Origin of the sequence: Aeromicrobium sp. HA (assembly GCF_027171405.1) — a bacterium.
GTDB lineage: Bacteria > Actinomycetota > Actinomycetes > Propionibacteriales > Nocardioidaceae > Aeromicrobium > Aeromicrobium tamlense.
The window spans coordinates 2,725,930-2,742,860 of the sequence record NZ_CP114372.1 but is presented as its reverse complement, the minus strand read 5'-3'; the positions used below and the strand labels follow the sequence as shown (position 1 = coordinate 2,742,860).

General features: G+C 71.9%; 16 protein-coding genes and 1 tRNA gene. 12 read left to right on the top strand and 5 right to left on the bottom strand.

Translation table 11 applies throughout. The annotated features are described in order from the left end of the window. Both O3S82_RS13545 and O3S82_RS13540 read right to left on the bottom strand, forming a co-directional pair. Window positions 1-1,980: a YhgE/Pip domain-containing protein gene (locus O3S82_RS13545; protein WP_269303496.1), complete on the bottom strand. Its 1,980-nt coding sequence runs from the start codon at window positions 1,978-1,980 to the stop codon at window positions 1-3. After that, window positions 1,977-2,594 carry a hypothetical protein gene (locus tag O3S82_RS13540; protein WP_179423055.1) on the bottom strand — a complete coding sequence of 206 codons (618 nt, stop codon included), beginning with the start codon at window positions 2,592-2,594 and terminating at the stop codon, window positions 1,977-1,979. The genes O3S82_RS13545 and O3S82_RS13540 overlap by 4 nt, the downstream gene beginning before the upstream one ends. 173 nt (window positions 2,595-2,767) lie before the next feature. Between O3S82_RS13540 and metG the strand changes: the two genes are divergently transcribed. From metG to O3S82_RS13510, 6 genes are all read left to right on the top strand, one after another. Next, complete coding sequence (gene metG, locus O3S82_RS13535) at window positions 2,768-4,348, top strand: methionine--tRNA ligase (protein ID WP_179423058.1); 1,581 nt, start codon at window positions 2,768-2,770, stop codon at window positions 4,346-4,348. Window positions 4,349-4,352: 4 nt separating this feature from the next. Next, a complete protein-coding gene (locus tag O3S82_RS13530) occupies window positions 4,353-5,210 on the top strand; it encodes a TatD family hydrolase (RefSeq protein WP_269303493.1) in 858 nt (285 codons plus the stop codon). Between the two features lie 117 nt (window positions 5,211-5,327). Then, entirely contained in the window at window positions 5,328-6,389 is a 1,062-nt protein-coding gene (locus O3S82_RS13525; protein ID WP_269303491.1) for a resuscitation-promoting factor, read from the top strand. Beyond that, the gene (gene rsmA / locus O3S82_RS13520) at window positions 6,362-7,258 is read left to right on the top strand and encodes a 16S rRNA (adenine(1518)-N(6)/adenine(1519)-N(6))-dimethyltransferase RsmA (protein ID WP_269307066.1); all 897 of its coding nucleotides are present in this window, start codon (window positions 6,362-6,364) and stop codon (window positions 7,256-7,258) included. Before O3S82_RS13525 ends, rsmA begins: the two co-directional genes overlap by 28 nt. A 508-nt stretch (window positions 7,259-7,766) precedes the next feature. Then, window positions 7,767-8,672 carry a 4-(cytidine 5'-diphospho)-2-C-methyl-D-erythritol kinase gene (locus tag O3S82_RS13515; protein WP_331283438.1) on the top strand — a complete coding sequence of 302 codons (906 nt, stop codon included), beginning with the start codon at window positions 7,767-7,769 and terminating at the stop codon, window positions 8,670-8,672. After that, a complete protein-coding gene (locus O3S82_RS13510) occupies window positions 8,672-10,438 on the top strand; it encodes an ABC-F family ATP-binding cassette domain-containing protein (protein WP_269303489.1) in 1,767 nt (588 codons plus the stop codon). Before O3S82_RS13515 ends, O3S82_RS13510 begins: the two co-directional genes overlap by 1 nt. Window positions 10,439-10,527: 89 nt before the next feature. Here the strand turns inward: O3S82_RS13510 and O3S82_RS13505 are convergent, their stop codons facing one another. Continuing rightward, the gene (locus O3S82_RS13505; protein WP_223302974.1) at window positions 10,528-11,013 is read right to left on the bottom strand and encodes a MarR family winged helix-turn-helix transcriptional regulator; all 486 of its coding nucleotides are present in this window, start codon (window positions 11,011-11,013) and stop codon (window positions 10,528-10,530) included. A gap of 100 nt (window positions 11,014-11,113) precedes the next feature. Between O3S82_RS13505 and O3S82_RS13500 the strand changes: the two genes are divergently transcribed. Then, window positions 11,114-11,195: transfer RNA gene (locus tag O3S82_RS13500), tRNA-Gln, on the top strand. Between the two features lie 7 nt (window positions 11,196-11,202). Here the strand turns inward: O3S82_RS13500 and O3S82_RS13495 are convergent. Next, on the bottom strand, window positions 11,203-11,589 hold the full coding sequence (locus O3S82_RS13495) for a PaaI family thioesterase (RefSeq protein WP_179423070.1): 387 nt from the start codon (window positions 11,587-11,589) through the stop codon (window positions 11,203-11,205). A 132-nt stretch (window positions 11,590-11,721) separates the two neighbouring features. Between O3S82_RS13495 and glmU the strand changes: the two genes are divergently transcribed. From glmU to pth, 5 genes are all read left to right on the top strand, one after another. Beyond that, the gene (glmU, locus tag O3S82_RS13490) at window positions 11,722-13,173 is read left to right on the top strand and encodes a bifunctional UDP-N-acetylglucosamine diphosphorylase/glucosamine-1-phosphate N-acetyltransferase GlmU (RefSeq protein WP_269303486.1); all 1,452 of its coding nucleotides are present in this window, start codon (window positions 11,722-11,724) and stop codon (window positions 13,171-13,173) included. A 22-nt stretch (window positions 13,174-13,195) separates the two neighbouring features. Then, the gene (locus tag O3S82_RS13485; RefSeq protein WP_179427941.1) at window positions 13,196-14,134 is read left to right on the top strand and encodes a ribose-phosphate diphosphokinase; all 939 of its coding nucleotides are present in this window, start codon (window positions 13,196-13,198) and stop codon (window positions 14,132-14,134) included. A 24-nt stretch (window positions 14,135-14,158) separates the two neighbouring features. Further along, complete coding sequence (locus tag O3S82_RS13480; protein ID WP_179423074.1) at window positions 14,159-14,527, top strand: hypothetical protein; 369 nt, start codon at window positions 14,159-14,161, stop codon at window positions 14,525-14,527. 166 nt (window positions 14,528-14,693) lie between these two features. Further along, complete coding sequence (locus O3S82_RS13475; protein ID WP_179423076.1) at window positions 14,694-15,347, top strand: 50S ribosomal protein L25/general stress protein Ctc; 654 nt, start codon at window positions 14,694-14,696, stop codon at window positions 15,345-15,347. Continuing rightward, window positions 15,347-15,913 (top strand): aminoacyl-tRNA hydrolase, encoded by a 567-nt coding sequence (pth, locus tag O3S82_RS13470; RefSeq protein ID WP_269303484.1) that lies wholly within the window; start codon window positions 15,347-15,349, stop codon window positions 15,911-15,913. Before O3S82_RS13475 ends, pth begins: the two co-directional genes overlap by 1 nt. Window positions 15,914-15,923: 10 nt before the next feature. Here pth and O3S82_RS13465 read toward each other — a convergent pair whose 3' ends face one another. Beyond that, on the bottom strand, window positions 15,924-16,664 hold the full coding sequence (locus O3S82_RS13465; protein WP_269303482.1) for a hypothetical protein: 741 nt from the start codon (window positions 16,662-16,664) through the stop codon (window positions 15,924-15,926). Between the last annotated feature and the right edge of the window lie 267 nt (window positions 16,665-16,931).

Genomic DNA, 16,931 nt, shown 5'->3' with positions numbered 1-16,931 from the left:
TCAGAGCGCGATCTCGGGCTTGATCTGCGAGACGCGCCAGATCCGGCGTCGGTAGGCCGCGGCCGCGGAGACCGCGACGCCTCCCACGACGTAGGCCGTCAGCACCGCGATGTCGCGTGGCAGCGAGTCCAGGCTCGCGCCGTACATCAGGTGCCGGATGCCGTCGATCGCGTAGGTCATCGGCAGCACGTGGTGAATCGACTGCAGCGTGGGCGGCAGCGTCTGCCACGGGAACGTGCCACCCGCGCTGGCCAGCTGGAGCACCAGCAGGACCAGTCCGAGCAGCTGTCCCACGGGCCCGAGCCAGGCGTTGAGCGCGTGGACGATCGCCACGAAGGCGGCCGCCACGAGCAGCAGGAACAGCGCCACCTGGGTCGAGCGGAGCACGTCGATGCCGACGACCGACATCACCACGGTGAGCATGATGAGCACCTGGGCCGCGGCCAGCGCGGCCGGCGTGAGCCAGCCGCCGAGCGCCGTGCGCCACGGGGACTGACGGGCCGCGATCGCGCGGTTCGACAGCGGTCGCACCAGGAGGAACATGACGTAGCCGCCCACCCAGGCGCCGATCGCCAGGAAGAACGGGGCCAGGCCGGCACCGTAGCTGTCGGCCGAGGCCTGGGCGACGTCCTCGGTGCGGATCGGCGAGGCGATCGTCCGGGCCGTCTCGTCGCGGCGCTCCTCGGAGAGGTCCGGGATCGACCGCACGCCGTCGGCGAGTCCGTCGGCCAGCTCGCGCGAGCCGTCGCGGGCGCTCTCGAGTCCGGACGCGAGGGTGCCGGCCCCGTCGGCCAGCAGCTCGGCGCCCGCCTGGGCGTCGCGCTGGCCGGAGAGCAGCTCGGCGCTGCCGCCCTGCGCGGTCCGGAGGCCGTCGCGGAGCGTGCCGGCGCCCGTGGAGAGGCGGTTCGCGCCGGTGCGGAGCTCGCCCGCGCCCGAGGCCACCTGATCGGCACCGTCGGCCAGCTGGTCGATCTGACCGGTGGTCGTCTCCACCCGCTCGCCCAGCTCGTCGAGCGGCTGGCGCAGGTCGTCGAGGGTGGCGAGCACCGCCGCCTGCTCCTCGGGCGTGAGACCGGAGTCGGCGAGGCGCTCGGCGATGTCCTCGCGGGCGCGGTCGAGGTCGCCGCTGGCCTGCGTGGCGGCGTCGGCGACGCGGTCGGCCACGGTGGCCAGCTGCTCGGTGCCGTCGGCCACCCGGCGCGCCCCGGACGCCAGCTCGGACGCGCCGTCGGCGAGATCGCCCGAGCCGTCCGCGAGCCGGCCGGCGCCGGTCACCGCATCCTCGAGCCCGCTGTTCAGCCGCTGCTGGCCGTCGACGAGACGCGCCTCGCCGTCGGCCAGGTCGCTGGCGCCGTCGGTCAGTCGCAGCGCTCCGTCGTGCGCGCTGACGAGCCCGTCGGCCAAGGTCTCGGCGCCCTCACCGGCCTTCTTCAGCTGGTCGTGCAGCGTCGAGAAGCCGAGCAGGAAGGACGAGGCCGCGCGTTCACTGACGTTCTCGGCGATCGACGAGCTGACCTTCGTCAGGACCTGCTCGGCGATCGTCGAGGAGAGGTAGTTGTTGGCCTCGTTGGTCGTGAGGATCAGCGTGCCCTGCGCGGGATCGAAGTCCGCGGTCGAGGCGAGCGCGGTGGAGAAGCCGCGCGGGATGGTGAGTGCGAACAGGTAGGTTCCGTCCTCGACGCCCGCGGCGGCCGCGTCGGCGTCGACCTCCTGCCAGTCGAACGAGCCGTCCTCGACGAGGTCGTGGGCGACGTCGCGGCCGGCGTGCACCGTGCCGCTCTGGTCGCTCTCGGCGGGCACGTCCTCGACGACGAGCGCGGCCTGCACGGTCGCGAGCTTGCCGTAGGGATCGTGGTTGGCCCACAGGTAGAGCGAGGCGTACATGGTCGGGATCAGCACGATCGCGAGCACGGCCAGCCGCGGCATGCGTCCGGCGGTGAGGCGGCGGAGCTCGCTCAGCGCGAGTCGGAGCGCGGTCACCGGACGGCTCCCAGCGTGGTGTGCGAGGCCCGGACGTTGCGCAGCGAGTTCGTGGTCAGCTGGAGGCAGACCGCGAGGCCGCGGTCGGCCAGCTCGTGGGCCACGCCGAGTGCCGCGTGCGGGTCGGCCCCGTAGCGGTCGGGGCAGCACAGGACCAGCGCCTCCACGCCCGGCCGTCGGGCCGCGACGTCGGCCAGGAGCGCGAGTCGCACGTCGGCCGGCACGTCCTCGACGCGGGTGCGACGCCACTGCGCCGCCCCGCGCTCGTCGAGCCAGTCCTTGACGTCGCCCCGGCCCGCCGGACGTCGCGCCATCGCCAGCTCCTCGCCCATCGTGGTCGCCAGCGAGACGACGTCGTCGGGCTCGGAGACGTCGGGGACGTCGACCAGCGCGACCACGTCGCGCAGCCGCTGCCCGTCGGCCTCGCCGTCGATCAGGACCCGCCCCGACGAGGGGACGAGGCGTCCGCCCAGCAGCAGGCTGAACGCCGTGTGGCCGGTGCCGGGTGGTCCGTCGACGATGGTGACCGCGCCGGTCTCGATGGTGGCCGACGTCGGCTCCAGCACCGCGGAGTGCGGGCCGTCGACCGACGTGGCGATGGCTTCGATTCTCATGCTTCTCGCTCCCGGGCCGTGAAGGTGGCCCAACTCTCCAGTCTCCAGCGTCACGCGTGGTTCTCCCAGAGTCGAGGCGGGTGATTCCCGTTACCCGGCCGTGCGGGCTCGCTCCGGCACGTCAGCGGCCGGGCGGTCCGGGTCGTGTCGGCGCGCTCACTAGACTCGGACTCGTGCCCGAGCCGACCTTCTACGCCACGACGCCGATCTACTACGTCAACGACGCGCCCCACATCGGGCACGGCTACACGACCACGATCGGCGACGTCATCACGCGCTGGCACCGCCAGCGGGGCGAGCGCGTCCAGTACCTCACCGGCGTCGACGAGCACGGCCAGAAGGTGCTGCGCAAGGCCGACGCCAACGGCGTCTCACCGCAGGAGTGGGTCGACCGCCTCGTCGAGAACGAGTGGCTGCCGATGCTGCGCACGATCGACGCGGCCAACGACGACTTCATCCGCACCACCGAGGCGCGCCACGAGAAGGGCGCCCAGGCGTTCTGGCAGGACCTGCACGACCGCGGCGAGGTCTACAAGGGCGAGTTCTCCGGCTGGTACAGCGTCGGCTCCGAGGAGTTCGTCGCCGACGAGTACGTCGCCGACGGCGAGGGCGAGGACGAGGGCTTCAAGGTCTCCACGCTCGACGGCAGCCGGCTCGAGCACGTCACCGAGGAGAACTACTTCTTCCCGCTGAGCCAGTACGCCGAGCGGCTGCTCGCGCTCTACGAGGAGCGCCCCGACTTCGTGCAGCCCGAGTCGGCGCGCAACGAGGTGCTCGCGTTCGTGCGCGGCGGCCTCAAGGACCTGTCGATCTCGCGCTCCACGTTCGACTGGGGCATCCCGCTGCCGTGGGACGACTCGCACGTCATGTACGTGTGGATCGAGGCGCTGCTGAACTACGTCACGGCGGCCGGCTACGGCGTCGACGACGAGCGGTTCGAGGACCTGTGGCCCGCGAACGTGCACTTCGTCGGCAAGGACATCGTCCGCTTCCACGCCGTCATCTGGCCCGCGCTGCTGATGGCCGCCGGGCTGCCCGTCCCGCACCGCGTGTTCGCGCACGGCTGGCTGCTCGTCGGCGGCCAGAAGATGAGCAAGAGCAAGGCCAACGGCATCCACCCCACCGAGATCGTCGGCACGTTCGGCTCGGACGCCTACCGCTACTACTTCACCCGCGCGCTCACGTTCGGCAGCGACGGCTCGATCTCGTGGGAGGACATCGGCGCGCGCTACCACGCCGAGCTCGCCAACGGCTTCGGCAACCTGGCCTCGCGCGTGGCCGCCATGATCGGCAAGTACTTCGACGGTGCACTGCCCGCGGCCGGTCCGCTGGGCGACGCCGAGCAGCGGATCGTCGACACCGTCGCCACCGCGGTCGCCGAGGCCGACGAGGCAATGGAGCGCATCGCGCCGCAGGACGCCCTCGCCGCGATCTGGCGCATCGTCGATGCGCTGAACCTCTACATCACCGAGACCCAGCCGTGGGCCGTCGCGAAGGACGAGTCGCAGCGCGAGCGTCTCGGCACGATCCTCCACACGGCCGCCGAGGGCCTGCGCGTCCTGGCGGTGACGCTGCACCCCGTCATGCCGAAGGCCACCACGTCGCTGTGGGAGTCCCTCGGCGCCGAGCCCGCGCTGGGCGCGCTGGCCGACCAGCGGATCGACGAGGTCGCCCGGTGGGGCCAGCTGCCCGAGGGCGCGACGATCACCAAGGTGCCGTCGCTGTTCCCGCGCATCGACCTCGCCGAGGCCTGAGCCGGTGACGCTCACCGAGGGCTGGCCCGAGCCGCCCGCGCCGCTGCCGCGCCCCGTGGTGGACAACCACTGCCACCTCGACACCCGCATCCGCGGCGGGGCGCTGATCCCGGTCGACGAGGCGCTCGACCGCGCCGCGGCCGTGGGCGTCACCCGCACGGTCCAGGTCGGCTGCGACCTCGAGGGCTCGCGGTGGGCGGTCGAGGTCGCCCGTGCGCAGCCCAGCGTGGTGGCCGCCGTGGCGATGCACCCCAACGACGCCGCGCGCAGTCAGACCCTCGAGGCGGACCTCGCCGAGATCGACCGGCTCGCCGCCGATCCCGTCGTGCGGGCCGTGGGGGAGACCGGGCTCGACTACTTCCGCACGGGCGCCGACCTGCGACCCCTCCAGCACCACAGCTTCCGCGAGCACATCCGCATCGCGAAGCGTCACGACCGCACGCTCGTGATCCACGACCGCGACGCCCACGACGACGTGCTCGCGATCCTCGACGACGAGGGCGTCCCCGACCGCGTCGTCATGCACTGCTTCAGCGGCGACGCCGACTTCGCCCAGCGGTGCGTCGAGCGCGGCGCGTACCTCTCGTTCGCCGGCACGGTGACGTTCAAGAACGCCGAGTACCTGCGCGAGGCGCTGCGGATCGCGCCCCGCGACCGCATCCTCGTCGAGACCGACGCGCCGTTCCTGACCCCCATGCCGCACCGGGGGGAGCCGAACGCCTCGTTCCTCATCCCGCACACCGTGCGCTTCATGGCCGAGGTGCTCGAGGCCCCCGTGGACGAGCTCTGCGAGGCCATCGACGCGAACACCGATCGGGCGTTCGGGGGACACTGGCCCGAGCGTGTCGCTACAGTCACATGAGTCACAGGATTTGAAATCCCGGCCACCAGCACGCATGGTGGAAAGGTTGTATCTCCAACCCTGAGGTAGTTCGTGCCCCGTTTGTTGCCTGAAATCACGCCCCGGAACACCGTCACCATGGGCCTGGTCGCCCTCGGTCTGGCGGTCGCCGTCGGAGGCGTCGTCCACGCATCGACCTACGACGACCTCGTGCGCTTCGACGTCGACGGCGTCGTCACCGAGGTCCGCACCGAGAGCGAGACCGTCGGCGACCTGCTCGCCGAGAAGAACGTCACGCTCGGGGCCGCCGACCAGGTCAGCCCCGCCGTCGGCACCGACATCGACGACGGTGACGTCGTCAAGGTCCGTCGCGAGAAGGCCGTCACGCTCGTCGTCGACGGCAGGATCACCCAGAACACCGTGCACGACGTCGACGTCGCCAGCGCGCTCGACACCCTCGGCGTGAAGCCGAAGGAGGGTGCCACGTTCTCGATGGCCCCCGACGAGCGCCTCGGCCTCGACGGCAACAGCGTCGTGGTGAGCAACCCCAAGCCCGTCACGCTCAAGGTCGACGGCAAGAAGCAGCGCTTCGTCACCGCCGCCCCCACCGTGCAGGCACTCCTGCAGCAGCGCGGCGTGAAGGTCGGCGAGCTCGACGAGGTCAAGCCCGGTCTCGGCTCCTACCTGAAGCCGAAGCAGGCCCTGCGCGTCGTGCGGATCGAGAAGGTCACCCGCACCGAGAAGATCGAGGTCGACCACAAGGTCACCTACACCGACGACTCGTCGCTGTTCACCGGCGACACCGAGGTCCTCAAGGAGGGCCGCGACGGCGTCGACCGCGCCAAGGTCGAGCTGATCCTGGCCGACGGCGAGATCCGTGAGCGTCGCGTCATCTCGCGCAGCACGGTCCGCCCGCCGATCGCCGAGGTGCAGAAGCGCGGCACGAAGGACCCGAACACGATCGACGGTGGCGTCTGGGACCGCATCGCCAAGTGCGAGTCGGGCGGCAACTGGAGCATCAACACCGGCAACGGCTACTACGGCGGCCTGCAGTTCTCGGCCGCCACCTGGCGCAGCGTCGGTGGCCCCGGGCTCCCGCACCAGCACAGCAAGGCGACGCAGATCAAGTACGCCGAGATCCTGCAGAAGCGCTCCGGCTGGGGCCAGTGGTCCTGCGCGGCCAAGGTGGGCGTCAACTGAGCGAGTCCGGGGCCTCCGGCTCCGTCCGCCTCCTCGGCGCCGCCGACATCCGTCGGCTGGCCGCCGAGGCCGGCGTGCGCCCCACGAAGCAGAAGGGGCAGAACTTCGTCATCGACGCGAACACGGTGCGGCGCATCGTCGACGTGTCGGGCGTCGGTCCTGACGACGCCGTGGTCGAGATCGGGCCGGGCCTGGGCTCGTTGACCCTGGCCCTGCTCGACCGGTCGCGGCACGTCACGGCGGTCGAGATCGACGAGGTCCTCGCGGGCCGGCTGCCCGCCACGATCGCCGAGTTCGCGCCCGGCGCCGCCGACCGGTTCGACCTCGTGCTCGCCGACGCGATGCACGTGCGCGAGCTCCCCGGCCCCGAGCCCACCGCGCTCGTGGCGAACCTGCCGTACAACGTCTCGGTGCCGGTGCTGCTGCACTTCCTCGAGCAGTTCCCGTCGCTGCGGTCGGTGCTGGTGATGGTGCAGGCCGAGGTCGCGCACCGTCTGGCCGCGGGTCCCGGCTCGCGCACCTACGGCATCCCGAGCGTGAAGGCGGCCTGGTACGCCGACGTCCGGCTCGCCGGCAACATCGGCCGCAACGTCTTCTGGCCCGCGCCCAACGTGGACTCCGCGTTGGTCTCGCTGGTGCGCCGCGAGCCACCGGTGGGCGACCGCAGGACGGTCTTCGCCGTCGTCGACGCCGCGTTCGCCCAGCGTCGCAAGACCCTCCGCGCCGCCCTCTCGGGCTACGCGGGCAGCGGCGAGGCCGCCGAGCGCTCCCTCGTCGCCGCCGGCATCGACCCCCGCACCCGCGGCGAGCAGCTCACGGTCGAGCAGTTCGCCGCCATCGCCGACGCCCTCGGCGCCCGAGATCTGTAGCGGTATCCACCGTTTTCCGGCGGTTTCGGCCTGAAAAGGGTGGACAGCGCTACGAATCTCGTGGCCGGACGGCCAGCCGCCGGGCGCCGCTGATCGGACCTCCGGTCCGCGAGATCTGTAGCGGTATCCACCGCTTTTCGAGGATTGAGGACGAAAAGCGGTGGACAGCGCTACGCATCTGGTGGACGCGGGCGGCCAGCTGCCGGTGAGCGGAAGCCGGGTGCTCCTGGTCCGTGCTTTCTGTAGCGGCCACCACCGTCGGCGGTGGGTCGAGGCGAAAGACGCATGGACAGCGCCAAGCCACCCGTCGGCCGAGGCGGCCGGGCGCCTGACGGCCCCCTCGGACCTCCGGTCCGCGAGATCTGTAGCGGTATCCACCGTTTTCGGAGGGTTGACGCCGAAAAAGGGTGGTCAGCGCTACACATCTCGTGGCCGGGACGGCCAACCACCGTCACCGGGGAAGCCGCACCCGGCGGCGCCCGTTAGGTTGGTGGGCGTGGTGACGAGGGTGACCGTGCGAGTGCCGGCCAAGATCAATCTGTGCCTGGGTGTCGGCCGTGTGCGCGCCGACGGGTTCCACCCGCTCGCCACCGTCTACCAGGCCGTCGACCTGCACGACGAGCTGCGCATCTCCTCGCGCGAGGACGGCGAGCTGGCGGTCGCGGTGCACACCGAGCTGGACCTCCCCGAGGGGTCGCAGGTGCCCGACGGCGACGACAACATCGCGGTCCGGGCGGCGAAGCTGCTGCGGACGCGCCTCGGCGACGAGACCCTCGGCGCGGACATCGCGATCCGCAAGCTCATCCCCGTCGCGGGCGGCATGGCCGGCGGCTCGGCCGACGCGGCCGCGGCGCTGGTCGGCTGCAACGAGCTGTGGGGCGGCGGGCTCGGCCGCGCCGACCTCGAGCCCCTCGCGGCCGAGCTGGGCAGCGACGTCCCGTTCCTCCTCCACGGCGGCAACGCGATCGGCGGTGGGCGCGGCGAGACCGTGAGCCCCGTGCTGGCCCGCGGCAGCTACCACTGGGTCTTCGCCACCGCGCCCGAAGGACTGTCCACGGCGGCCGTCTACGCCGAGTTCGACCGCATCACCCCCGACGCCCCGGAGGAGCCCGAGGTCCCCGACGCGCTGCTCAACGCGCTGCGCGCCGGCGACGCGCACGCCCTCGGCCAGGCCCTCTCGAACGACCTGACCGACGCGTCCCTGTCCCTGCGTCCCGAGCTCGCCGACACGCTCGAGGTCGGCCTGGAGGCCGGCGCCCTCGGCGCGATCATCTCCGGCTCGGGCCCCACCACCGCCTTCCTGGCCGCCTCTGACCAGCACGCGCTCGACCTCGCGATGGCGCTGGCCAGCACGGGAGCGGCGGCCGACGTCCTGCAGTCCCGCGGCCCCGTGTCGGGCGCGCGGCTCGTCTGATGCCGCCCCTCGTCGTCGCCGAGCGCATCGGCCAGTCGTTCCCGTCCGGCACGGTCCTGTCCGACGTCACCGTGGGCGTCGGCGACGGCGACCGCATCGGCGTCGTCGGTCGCAACGGCGACGGCAAGTCCACGCTGCTGCGGATCCTGGCCATGCGCTTCGAGCCCGACTCCGGTCGCGTCACGTGGCGGCGCGACCTGCGCGTCGGGGTGGTCGAGCAGGACGACGTCCTCGACCCGTCGCTCACCGCGATCACCTCGGTCGTCGGCGACCGCCCCGAGCACGAGTGGGCGTCCGACGCGGGCGTCCGCGACGTACTCGCCGGCCTCATGGGCGACGTCGAGCACCGGGCGCTCGTCGGCACGCTGAGCGGCGGTCAGCGGCGCCGCGTCGCGCTGGCCCGCACGCTCGTGCAGCGCTGGGACCTGCTGGTGCTCGACGAGCCCACCAACCACCTCGACCTCGAGGGCGTCACGTGGCTGGCCGAGCACGTGAAGCGCCGCACCGAGGCGCTCCTCGTCGTCACCCACGATCGCTGGTTCCTCGACGAGGTCTGCACGCTCACGTGGGAGGTCCACGACGCGCGCGTCGACGCCTACGAGGGCGGCTACGCGGCCTACGTGCTGCAGCGCGTCGAGCGCGACCGGCAGGCCGCGGCCTCGGAGGAGCGGCGCCAGAACCTCATGCGCAAGGAGCTGGCGTGGCTGCGGCGCGGCGCCCCCGCGCGCACCTCGAAGCCCAAGTTCCGCATCGACGCCGCGAACGAGCTGATCGCGCGGGAGCCTCCCGTGCGCGACGCGGTCTCGCTGGCGAAGCTGGCCACCGCGCGCCTGGGCAAGGACGTCGTCGACATCCTCGACGTCTCGGTCGCCTACGACGGCCAGCCCGTGCTGCGCGACGTCGAGTGGCGGATCGGTCCGGGCGAGCGGGCGGGCATCCTCGGCCCGAACGGTGCGGGCAAGAGCACCCTGCTCGGGCTGGTGACCGGCGAGGTCCTGCCCACCACCGGCCGCGTCAAGCGCGGCAAGACCGTGAAGATCGCGGCGCTCACCCAGCACCTCGCCGACCTCGACGCCGTGGCGGACGACCGCGTCAGCGAGGTCGTCGCGCGCAAGCGCACCTCGTACGTCGCCGAGGGCAAGGAGATGACGCCCGGCCAGCTGCTCGAGCGGCTCGGCTTCACCTCGGCCCAGCTGTCCACGCCGGTCCGGGACCTCTCGGGCGGCCAGCGGCGCCGGCTGCAGCTCATGCTGATCCTGCTCGACGAGCCGAACGTGCTGATCCTCGACGAGCCGACGAACGACATGGACACCGACATGCTGGCCGCGATCGAGGACCTCCTCGACACGTGGCCGGGCACGCTGCTGGTCGTGTCGCACGACCGGTACCTGCTCGAGCGCGTCACCGACCACCAGTTCGCGGTGCTCGACTCGCACCTGCGCCACCTCCCGGGCGGGGTCGACGAGTACCTCCGGCTGCGTGCCGCCGCGGACGCGGAGCCGGCGGCCGTCGCCGCGCCCGCGCCACGCGCGCAGGGCTCGCGTGGCGGGCAGGACGAGCGCCAGCTGAAGAAGGACGTGGCGCGGATGGAGCGCCAGATCGAGCGGCTCACCGAGCGGATCGCCGACCTCGACCGCGCGATGGTCGACGCCGCCACGCAGCCCGCGCGCCTCATGGAGCTCGACACCGAGCGCCGCCCGCTGGCCGAGGAGCTCGAGGCCACCGAGGAGGCCTGGCTCGAGGCGTCCGCCGCCCTCGAGTCCTGACGCACCCTCCGCTTCTGGAGCGCGTTGAACCCTCTCGCGCCCGGGAACGGTGCAACCCGTTCCAAACGTGGAGAAGGGGCGCGGGCGGGTCAGCCGTTGAAGTGGCTCGTGAGGGTGCGCAGGGCCTGGGCGACGTGGTCGCGCTCGGTCGAGGGGAGATCCTCGAGGATCGCCGACTCCAGCCCGATGAGGGTGTCGAGGGCGCCGTCGACGCGCTGGCGGCCCTCGGGGGTGAGCCGCACGAGCACGCCGCGTCGATCCGACGGGGCGGGCCGGCGCTGCACGAGCCCGCGCTGGACGAGCCGGTCGACGCGGTTGGTCATCGTGCCGCTCGTGACCATCGTGGCGGCGACGAGGTGGCCGGGGGAGAGCTCGTAGGGCTCGCCCGAGCGGCGCAGCGCGGACAGCACGTCCCACTCCCACACGTCGAGCTCGTGCGCGGTGAACGCCTGCTTGCGGAGCCGCTCGAGGTGCTTGGCCAGTCGCATCAGGCGGCTGAAGACCTCGAGCGGGGACACCTCGACGTCGGGGCGCTCACGGCGCCACGCCGCGACGATCTCGTCGACCTCGTCCATACCGTCACGGTAGTCCATCAAGAATCTTGACGTAGAGATAGTTGCCGTGCGCCGCAGCGGCCGGGCGCACGAGCCGGCTCCGGTAGCCTGAGGCCACCGATCCCCGGTTGGTCTGCCGGCAGGGCCCGCCTGACTTTGAATCAGGACAAGCGACGTAGGTTCGACTCCTACCCGGGGAGCCAGCGCCCCTCAGCCCCGTGCGATGACGGCATGCGTGCCGGTCGCGCGGGCGATCACCCGTCCATCCTGGGTGATCTCCCCCTCCGTCATCGCGATCCGCCCGCCGGCGCTGATGCAGGTCGCCACACAGACGAGCGGCCTGCCCGGTGCGCCGGCACGGACGAACTGGGTGCTGAGCTGGACGTGCGGGGCGACGACGCCGGCCCCGGTCGCGTGCACTGCCCACCCGGTGGCGCTGTCGAGGAGGGCGTTGAGGTACCCGCCGTGCAGGATGCCGCCGCCGTTCACGTGATCGGGCCCGGGTGTCGCCTCGACGACGGCGCCCTCGGCATCGGCGCGTACCACCCGGAAGCCCAGATGCGACGCGAAGGGTCCAGGGTCTCCCACGGCGGTCATGGCGTCACCCTAACGACTGCGCGACCCATGACGGCCGGACCCTCGGCTGCTCGACGCCGCAACGCCGGTCTCGGCTGGGACGCCCGGCCGGGGGACACCTACACTCGGAAGGTCGTCGAACCGAGGAGTGATGTGAGCGAGCAGGTCACCGCGATCGTCCTGGCAGCTGGTGCCGGGACCCGGATGAAGTCGCGCCGAGCGAAGGTGCTGCACGAGATCGCCGGGCGCCCCATGCTGGGCCACGCGCTCGACGCCGTGCGGACCGCCGGGATCGATCACGTGGTCACCGTCGTCGGCCACGACCGCGAGCAGGTCGAGGCGGCCGTCACGCGGCTCGACCCCTCCGCCACGATCGCCGTCCAGACCGAGCAGCGCGGCACCGGCGACGCCGTCCGCGTCGCGCTGGACGCCGCCGGCTCGACCTCCGCGACCTACCTGGTCACCTACGCCGACGTGCCGCTGCTGTCCGCCGAGACGCTGCGCGGCCTCGTCGACGAGCACCGCGCGCACGGCCACGCCGTCACGATCCTCACCTCGGAGCCCGAGGACCCCACCGGCTACGGACGGATCCTGCGCGACGCCTCGGGCGCGGTCACCGCGATCCGCGAGCACAAGGACTGCACGGACGAGGAGCGCGCGACCCGCGAGGTCAACAGCGGCATCCTCGTCGTCGACGGCCCGTTCCTCGACCGCGCCGTGCGGGCGCTGAGCACCGACAACGCGCAGGCCGAGCTGTACCTCACCGACATCGTCGGCCAGGCCGTCACCGAGGGACTGCCCGTCGGCGCCCACGTCCTCGAGGACGTCTGGCAGACCGAGGGCGTCAACGACCGCCGCCAGCTGGTGCGCCTCGGTCGGGAGCTCAATCGCCGCACGGTCAATCGCTGGCTCGCCGAGGGAGTCACGATCGTCGACCCCGAGACCACGTGGATCGACAGCGCCGTCACGATCGGCCGCGACACCACGATCCTTCCGGGCACCCAGCTGCTGGGCGCCACCACGATCGGCGAGGGCGTCACGATCGGGCCCGACACCACGCTGCGCGACGTCGAGGTCGGCGACGACGCCTCGGTCGTCCGCACGCACGGGTCGGATGCCGTGGTCGGCCCGGGCGCCACCGTCGGCCCGTTCGCCTACCTGCGCCCCGGCGCGGTCCTCGACACCGGCTCGAAGGTCGGCACGTTCGTCGAGGTCAAGAACAGCCACATCGGCCCCGGCGCGAAGGTGCCGCACCTGTCCTACATCGGCGACGCCGAGGTGGGGGAGGGCACCAACTTGGGAGCCGGCGCGATCACCGCCAACTACGACGGGGTGACCAAGCACCGCACCACGATCGGCACGCACGTCAAGACCGGGTGCCACAACGTGTTCGTCGCGCCCGTGAGCCTCGGTGACGGCGCTCACACGGGCGCGGGAACGGTCGTCCGCGAGGACGTGGCGCCGGGGGCGCTGGCCGTCCCCGCGTCGGGACAGAGGACAATCGAGGGGTGGGTCGCGAGCCGGCGACCGGGTACGCCTTCCGCGCACGCCGCGGACCAGACCACGCAGGAGACCAGCGGTGGCCACCAACAAGAGCCTCAGTAAGCGCACGCCCACGAGCAACCTCATGTTGTTCTCGGGCCGCGCGCACCCGATCCTCGCCCAGGAGGTCGCCGAGCTGCTCGAGGTGGACTGCGTGCCCACCACGGCGTACGACTTCGCCAACGGCGAGATCTACGTGCGCTTCGAGGAGTCGGTGCGCGGCTGCGACGCCTTCGTGATCCAGAGCCACGCCGCGCCCATCAACGAGGCGATCATGGAGCAGCTCATCATGATCGACGCGCTCAAGCGCGCCTCGGCCAAGCGCATCACCGTGGTCCTGCCGTTCTACGGCTACGCCCGCCAGGACAAGAAGCACCTCGGTCGCGAGCCCATCAGCGCCCGCCTCATGGCCGACCTCTTCCTGGCCGCCGGCGCCGACCGCCTCATGACGGTCGACCTGCACACCGCGCAGATCCAGGGCTTCTTCGACGGCCCCGTCGACCATCTCCTGGCCATGCCGATCCTGACGCGTCAGGTGCGCAAGCGCTACGGCAACAAGCCGCTCGCGGTGGTCTCGCCCGACGCCGGCCGGATCAAGGTCGCCGAGCAGTGGGCCCGCCAGTTCGACAACGCCCCGCTGGCGTTCATCCACAAGACCCGCGACATCTCGCAGGCCAACGTCACCAAGGCCAACCGGGTCGTCGGCGAGGTCGCCGGCCGCACGTGCATCCTGGTCGACGACCTCATCGACACCGGCGGCACGATCTGCCAGGCCGCCGAGGCCCTCATGAACGACGGCGCGGCCGAGGTCGTCATCGCCGCCACGCACGCCGTGTTCTCGGGCGAGGCCGTCGACAAGCTGAAGAACTCGGTCGCCACCGAGGTCATCGTCACCAACACGCTGCCGCTGTCGGAGGACCGTCAGTTCGACAAGCTCACCGTCCTGTCGATCGCCCCGCTGCTGGCGCAGGCCGTCTCGGCGGTGTTCGAGGACGGCTCGGTCACGAGCCTCTTCTCCGAGTGAGGCGAGTCCCGGAGTGAGGACGGCGTGACCACCGGGTCGGTCGTGCGCGCCGCGGCGCAGCTGGCGCTGCTGTACGCCGCGATCGGCGTCGCGGGCACGCTGCTGCTGGCTCTTTCGGCCGGCGACCTCACCACGAACCTGCTGCTGCCGCTCGCGGTGCTGGTCGTGGCGCTCGCCCTGGCCGCCGCGGTGATCGTCGTGCTGGCCCGGCTCGCGGTCGGCTGGCTCGAGGGCCGCGTGAGCGAGCCGGTGGTCGTCGCGATCATGGTCGCCTCCGGCGTCGTGCTGCTCAGCGGCGTCCTCACCGTGAGCACGCTGGGCATCCTCTCGGTCGCCGTCTCGGCGCTGATGGCTCTCGCCACCCACCTCGTGCTGACCCGCTGCTGGGCCTGAGTCGCTCCTCGCGGCCGATTTCGGCTCGCCCGCACGGGTGGGTTAGACTCGTGGGGTTGCCTCGGCGAGGGTCCACCGGACCGTGATCGACAGGGCGCTCCACAGGAGTGCTGTGTCGAGCGCCGAGCCCAGACTTCAGACTGAACCCTCCAAGGAGAGAATCCCCGTGGCCGAGATCAAGCTTTCCGCCGAGCAGCGCACCGAGTTCGGCAAGGGTGCCGCGCGCCGCATCCGACGTGACGACAAGATCCCCGCCGTCCTCTACGGACACGGCACCGACCCGATCCACGTGACCCTGCCCGGCCACGACACGATGCTCGCGCTCAAGACCCCGAACGCGCTGCTCGCGATCGACCTGGGCTCGGACAACCACCTCGCCATCCCGAAGCAGGTCCAGCGCGACCCGCTCAAGGGCTTCATCGAGCACGTCGACCTGCTCATCGTCAAGCGTGGCGAGAAGGTCACCGTCGACGTCGCGATCACCGTCGTGGGCGAGCCCGAGGCCGGCGTCCTGCTGGTCACCGAGAACGCCACGGTCGCCCTCGAGGTCGAGGCCACGCACATCCCGTCCGAGATCGAGGTCTCGGTCGAGGGCCTGCAGGTCGGCGCGCAGGTGCTCGCCTCCGACCTCGACCTGCCCCGGGGTGCGGCCCTGGCGGTCGAGGAGGACCTGCTCATCCTCAACCTGACCCACGCGCCCACCGCGGCCGAGGTCGAGGCCGAGCTCGAGGACGCCGAGGCCGAGGCCGGCATCGAGCACGACCAGCCCGAGGCGCCCGCCGAGGAGCAGGCCGCCGAGCCGGAGTCCACCGAGAGCTGATGACCTGGCTGGTCGTCGGGCTGGGGAACCCCGGCCCGACCTATGCCGCCACCCGGCACAACGTCGGGTACCACGTGACCGATGAGCTGGCCGCCCGCATGGGCGGCCGGTTCTCGTCTCTGAAGACGGCGCGCGCCGACATCGTCTCGGGCCTGCTCGCGAGCGAGCGCACGGTCCTGGGCCGCTCTCGCACCTACATGAACGAGAGCGGCGGGGCGGTCTCCGCGCTGATGAAGTACTACGACGTCACGCCCGACCGGCTGATCGTCATCCACGACGAGCTCGACCTGCCGCTGGGCTCGCTGCGCTGCAAGTCCGGCGGCGGCGACAACGGGCACAACGGGCTGAAGTCGATCCGTCAGTCGATCGGCACGGGCGACTTCCTGCGCGTGCGGTTCGGCATCGGGCGCCCGCCCGGCCAGCAGCCCGTGCACGACTTCGTGCTCAAGCCGTTCGCGAAGGTCGAGCGCACCGAGGCCGACATCGTCACGCAGGAGGCCGCCGACGCGGTCGAGAGCCTGATCGCCGTCGGCCTGGAGAAGACGCAGAGCGCCTTCAACTCCTGACGCCGCCGCGTCAGATGGTCTTGAGCTGGACCAGCTCGCCGTCGGCGAAGACGCCGACGAAGCGGGTCGCGATGCCGCAGGCCGCGAACTCGCGCTCCTGCACCGAGGTCACGCCCTTCGCCGCCAGCCGCCGCAGCGGGCCGAGCTCGGCGTTCGCCTGGGCCATGACGTTCGGGTCGGAGTAGAGGCGCGACAGCCGCGCGGAGTGCTGCAGCACCTGCGAGACGTTGACGCGCTCGAGCGTCCCGGGGGAGCGCATCAGTCGCTGGGTCTGCGCGAGCGACGTGCCGCGGACCGAGGGCGAGAACGCCGCGTCGATCCTCAGGGCGCGAATGTCGGGGGCGGTCGCGCAGGCGTTCTGGCGCACGACGAGGCGCATCGCGCGGCGCGTCGTGGCGGTGCGCCCCTTCGAGCGGGACTTCACGGTGATGACGGCACGGTACGTGCCGGGGCGCAGGCGCACGGCGCTGCGGTTCGTGTGGAGGCGCTTGCCGCTGCGGGACACGGTGATGCGCTTCGAGAGCACCTTGACGCCCCGGGCGCGCTTGACCTGCGGGACGACGCGGACCGAGCCGGCCCACCCCACCACGCGCTGGGTCGGGTTGACGATCTTCACCTTGGCGGTGGTGGCGGCCGTGGCCGCGCGGGGAGCGGGCGCGCTGGCGCGAGCGGACGTGATCGCACCGGCCGTGACGACGGCCGTCGCCACGAGCGCCACCAGCGAGCCGAGGCCCAGCGTCTTCGTGTTCACCCTCGAAGTATGGGGCACGTGTGACTCGCGTGACCACTGATATGCCAGATATGGGTGGGCACTCGTGATACGGCAGGGACTCGCTGGACGTATCAAGGAGGCCCGATGGTGCCTCTCCGCGGGTGATGACGATGACGTCACACACCACATCAGTCGCACTGGTCACAACATTGGGAAAGCCGACAAAACCCCGGCGTTCCGGTCGTTAGGCTCCGAGACACGGGGGGTGCTCGCGGTCTCGAAGGTTCACGAACGCACCGCGACATC

Coding starts and splice junctions, on each gene's coding strand:
- pth (WP_269303484.1), top strand. CDS start 15,347: ATGACCTGGCTGGTCGTCGGGCTGGGGAACCCCGGCCCGACCTATGCC.
- O3S82_RS13540 (WP_179423055.1), bottom strand. CDS start 2,594: ATGAGAATCGAAGCCATCGCCACGTCGGTCGACGGCCCGCACTCCGCG.
- O3S82_RS13525 (WP_269303491.1), top strand. CDS start 5,328: ATGGGCCTGGTCGCCCTCGGTCTGGCGGTCGCCGTCGGAGGCGTCGTC.
- O3S82_RS13505 (WP_223302974.1), bottom strand. CDS start 11,013: ATGGACGAGGTCGACGAGATCGTCGCGGCGTGGCGCCGTGAGCGCCCC.
- O3S82_RS13495 (WP_179423070.1), bottom strand. CDS start 11,589: ATGACCGCCGTGGGAGACCCTGGACCCTTCGCGTCGCATCTGGGCTTC.
- O3S82_RS13510 (WP_269303489.1), top strand. CDS start 8,672: ATGCCGCCCCTCGTCGTCGCCGAGCGCATCGGCCAGTCGTTCCCGTCC.
- O3S82_RS13485 (WP_179427941.1), top strand. CDS start 13,196: ATGTTGTTCTCGGGCCGCGCGCACCCGATCCTCGCCCAGGAGGTCGCC.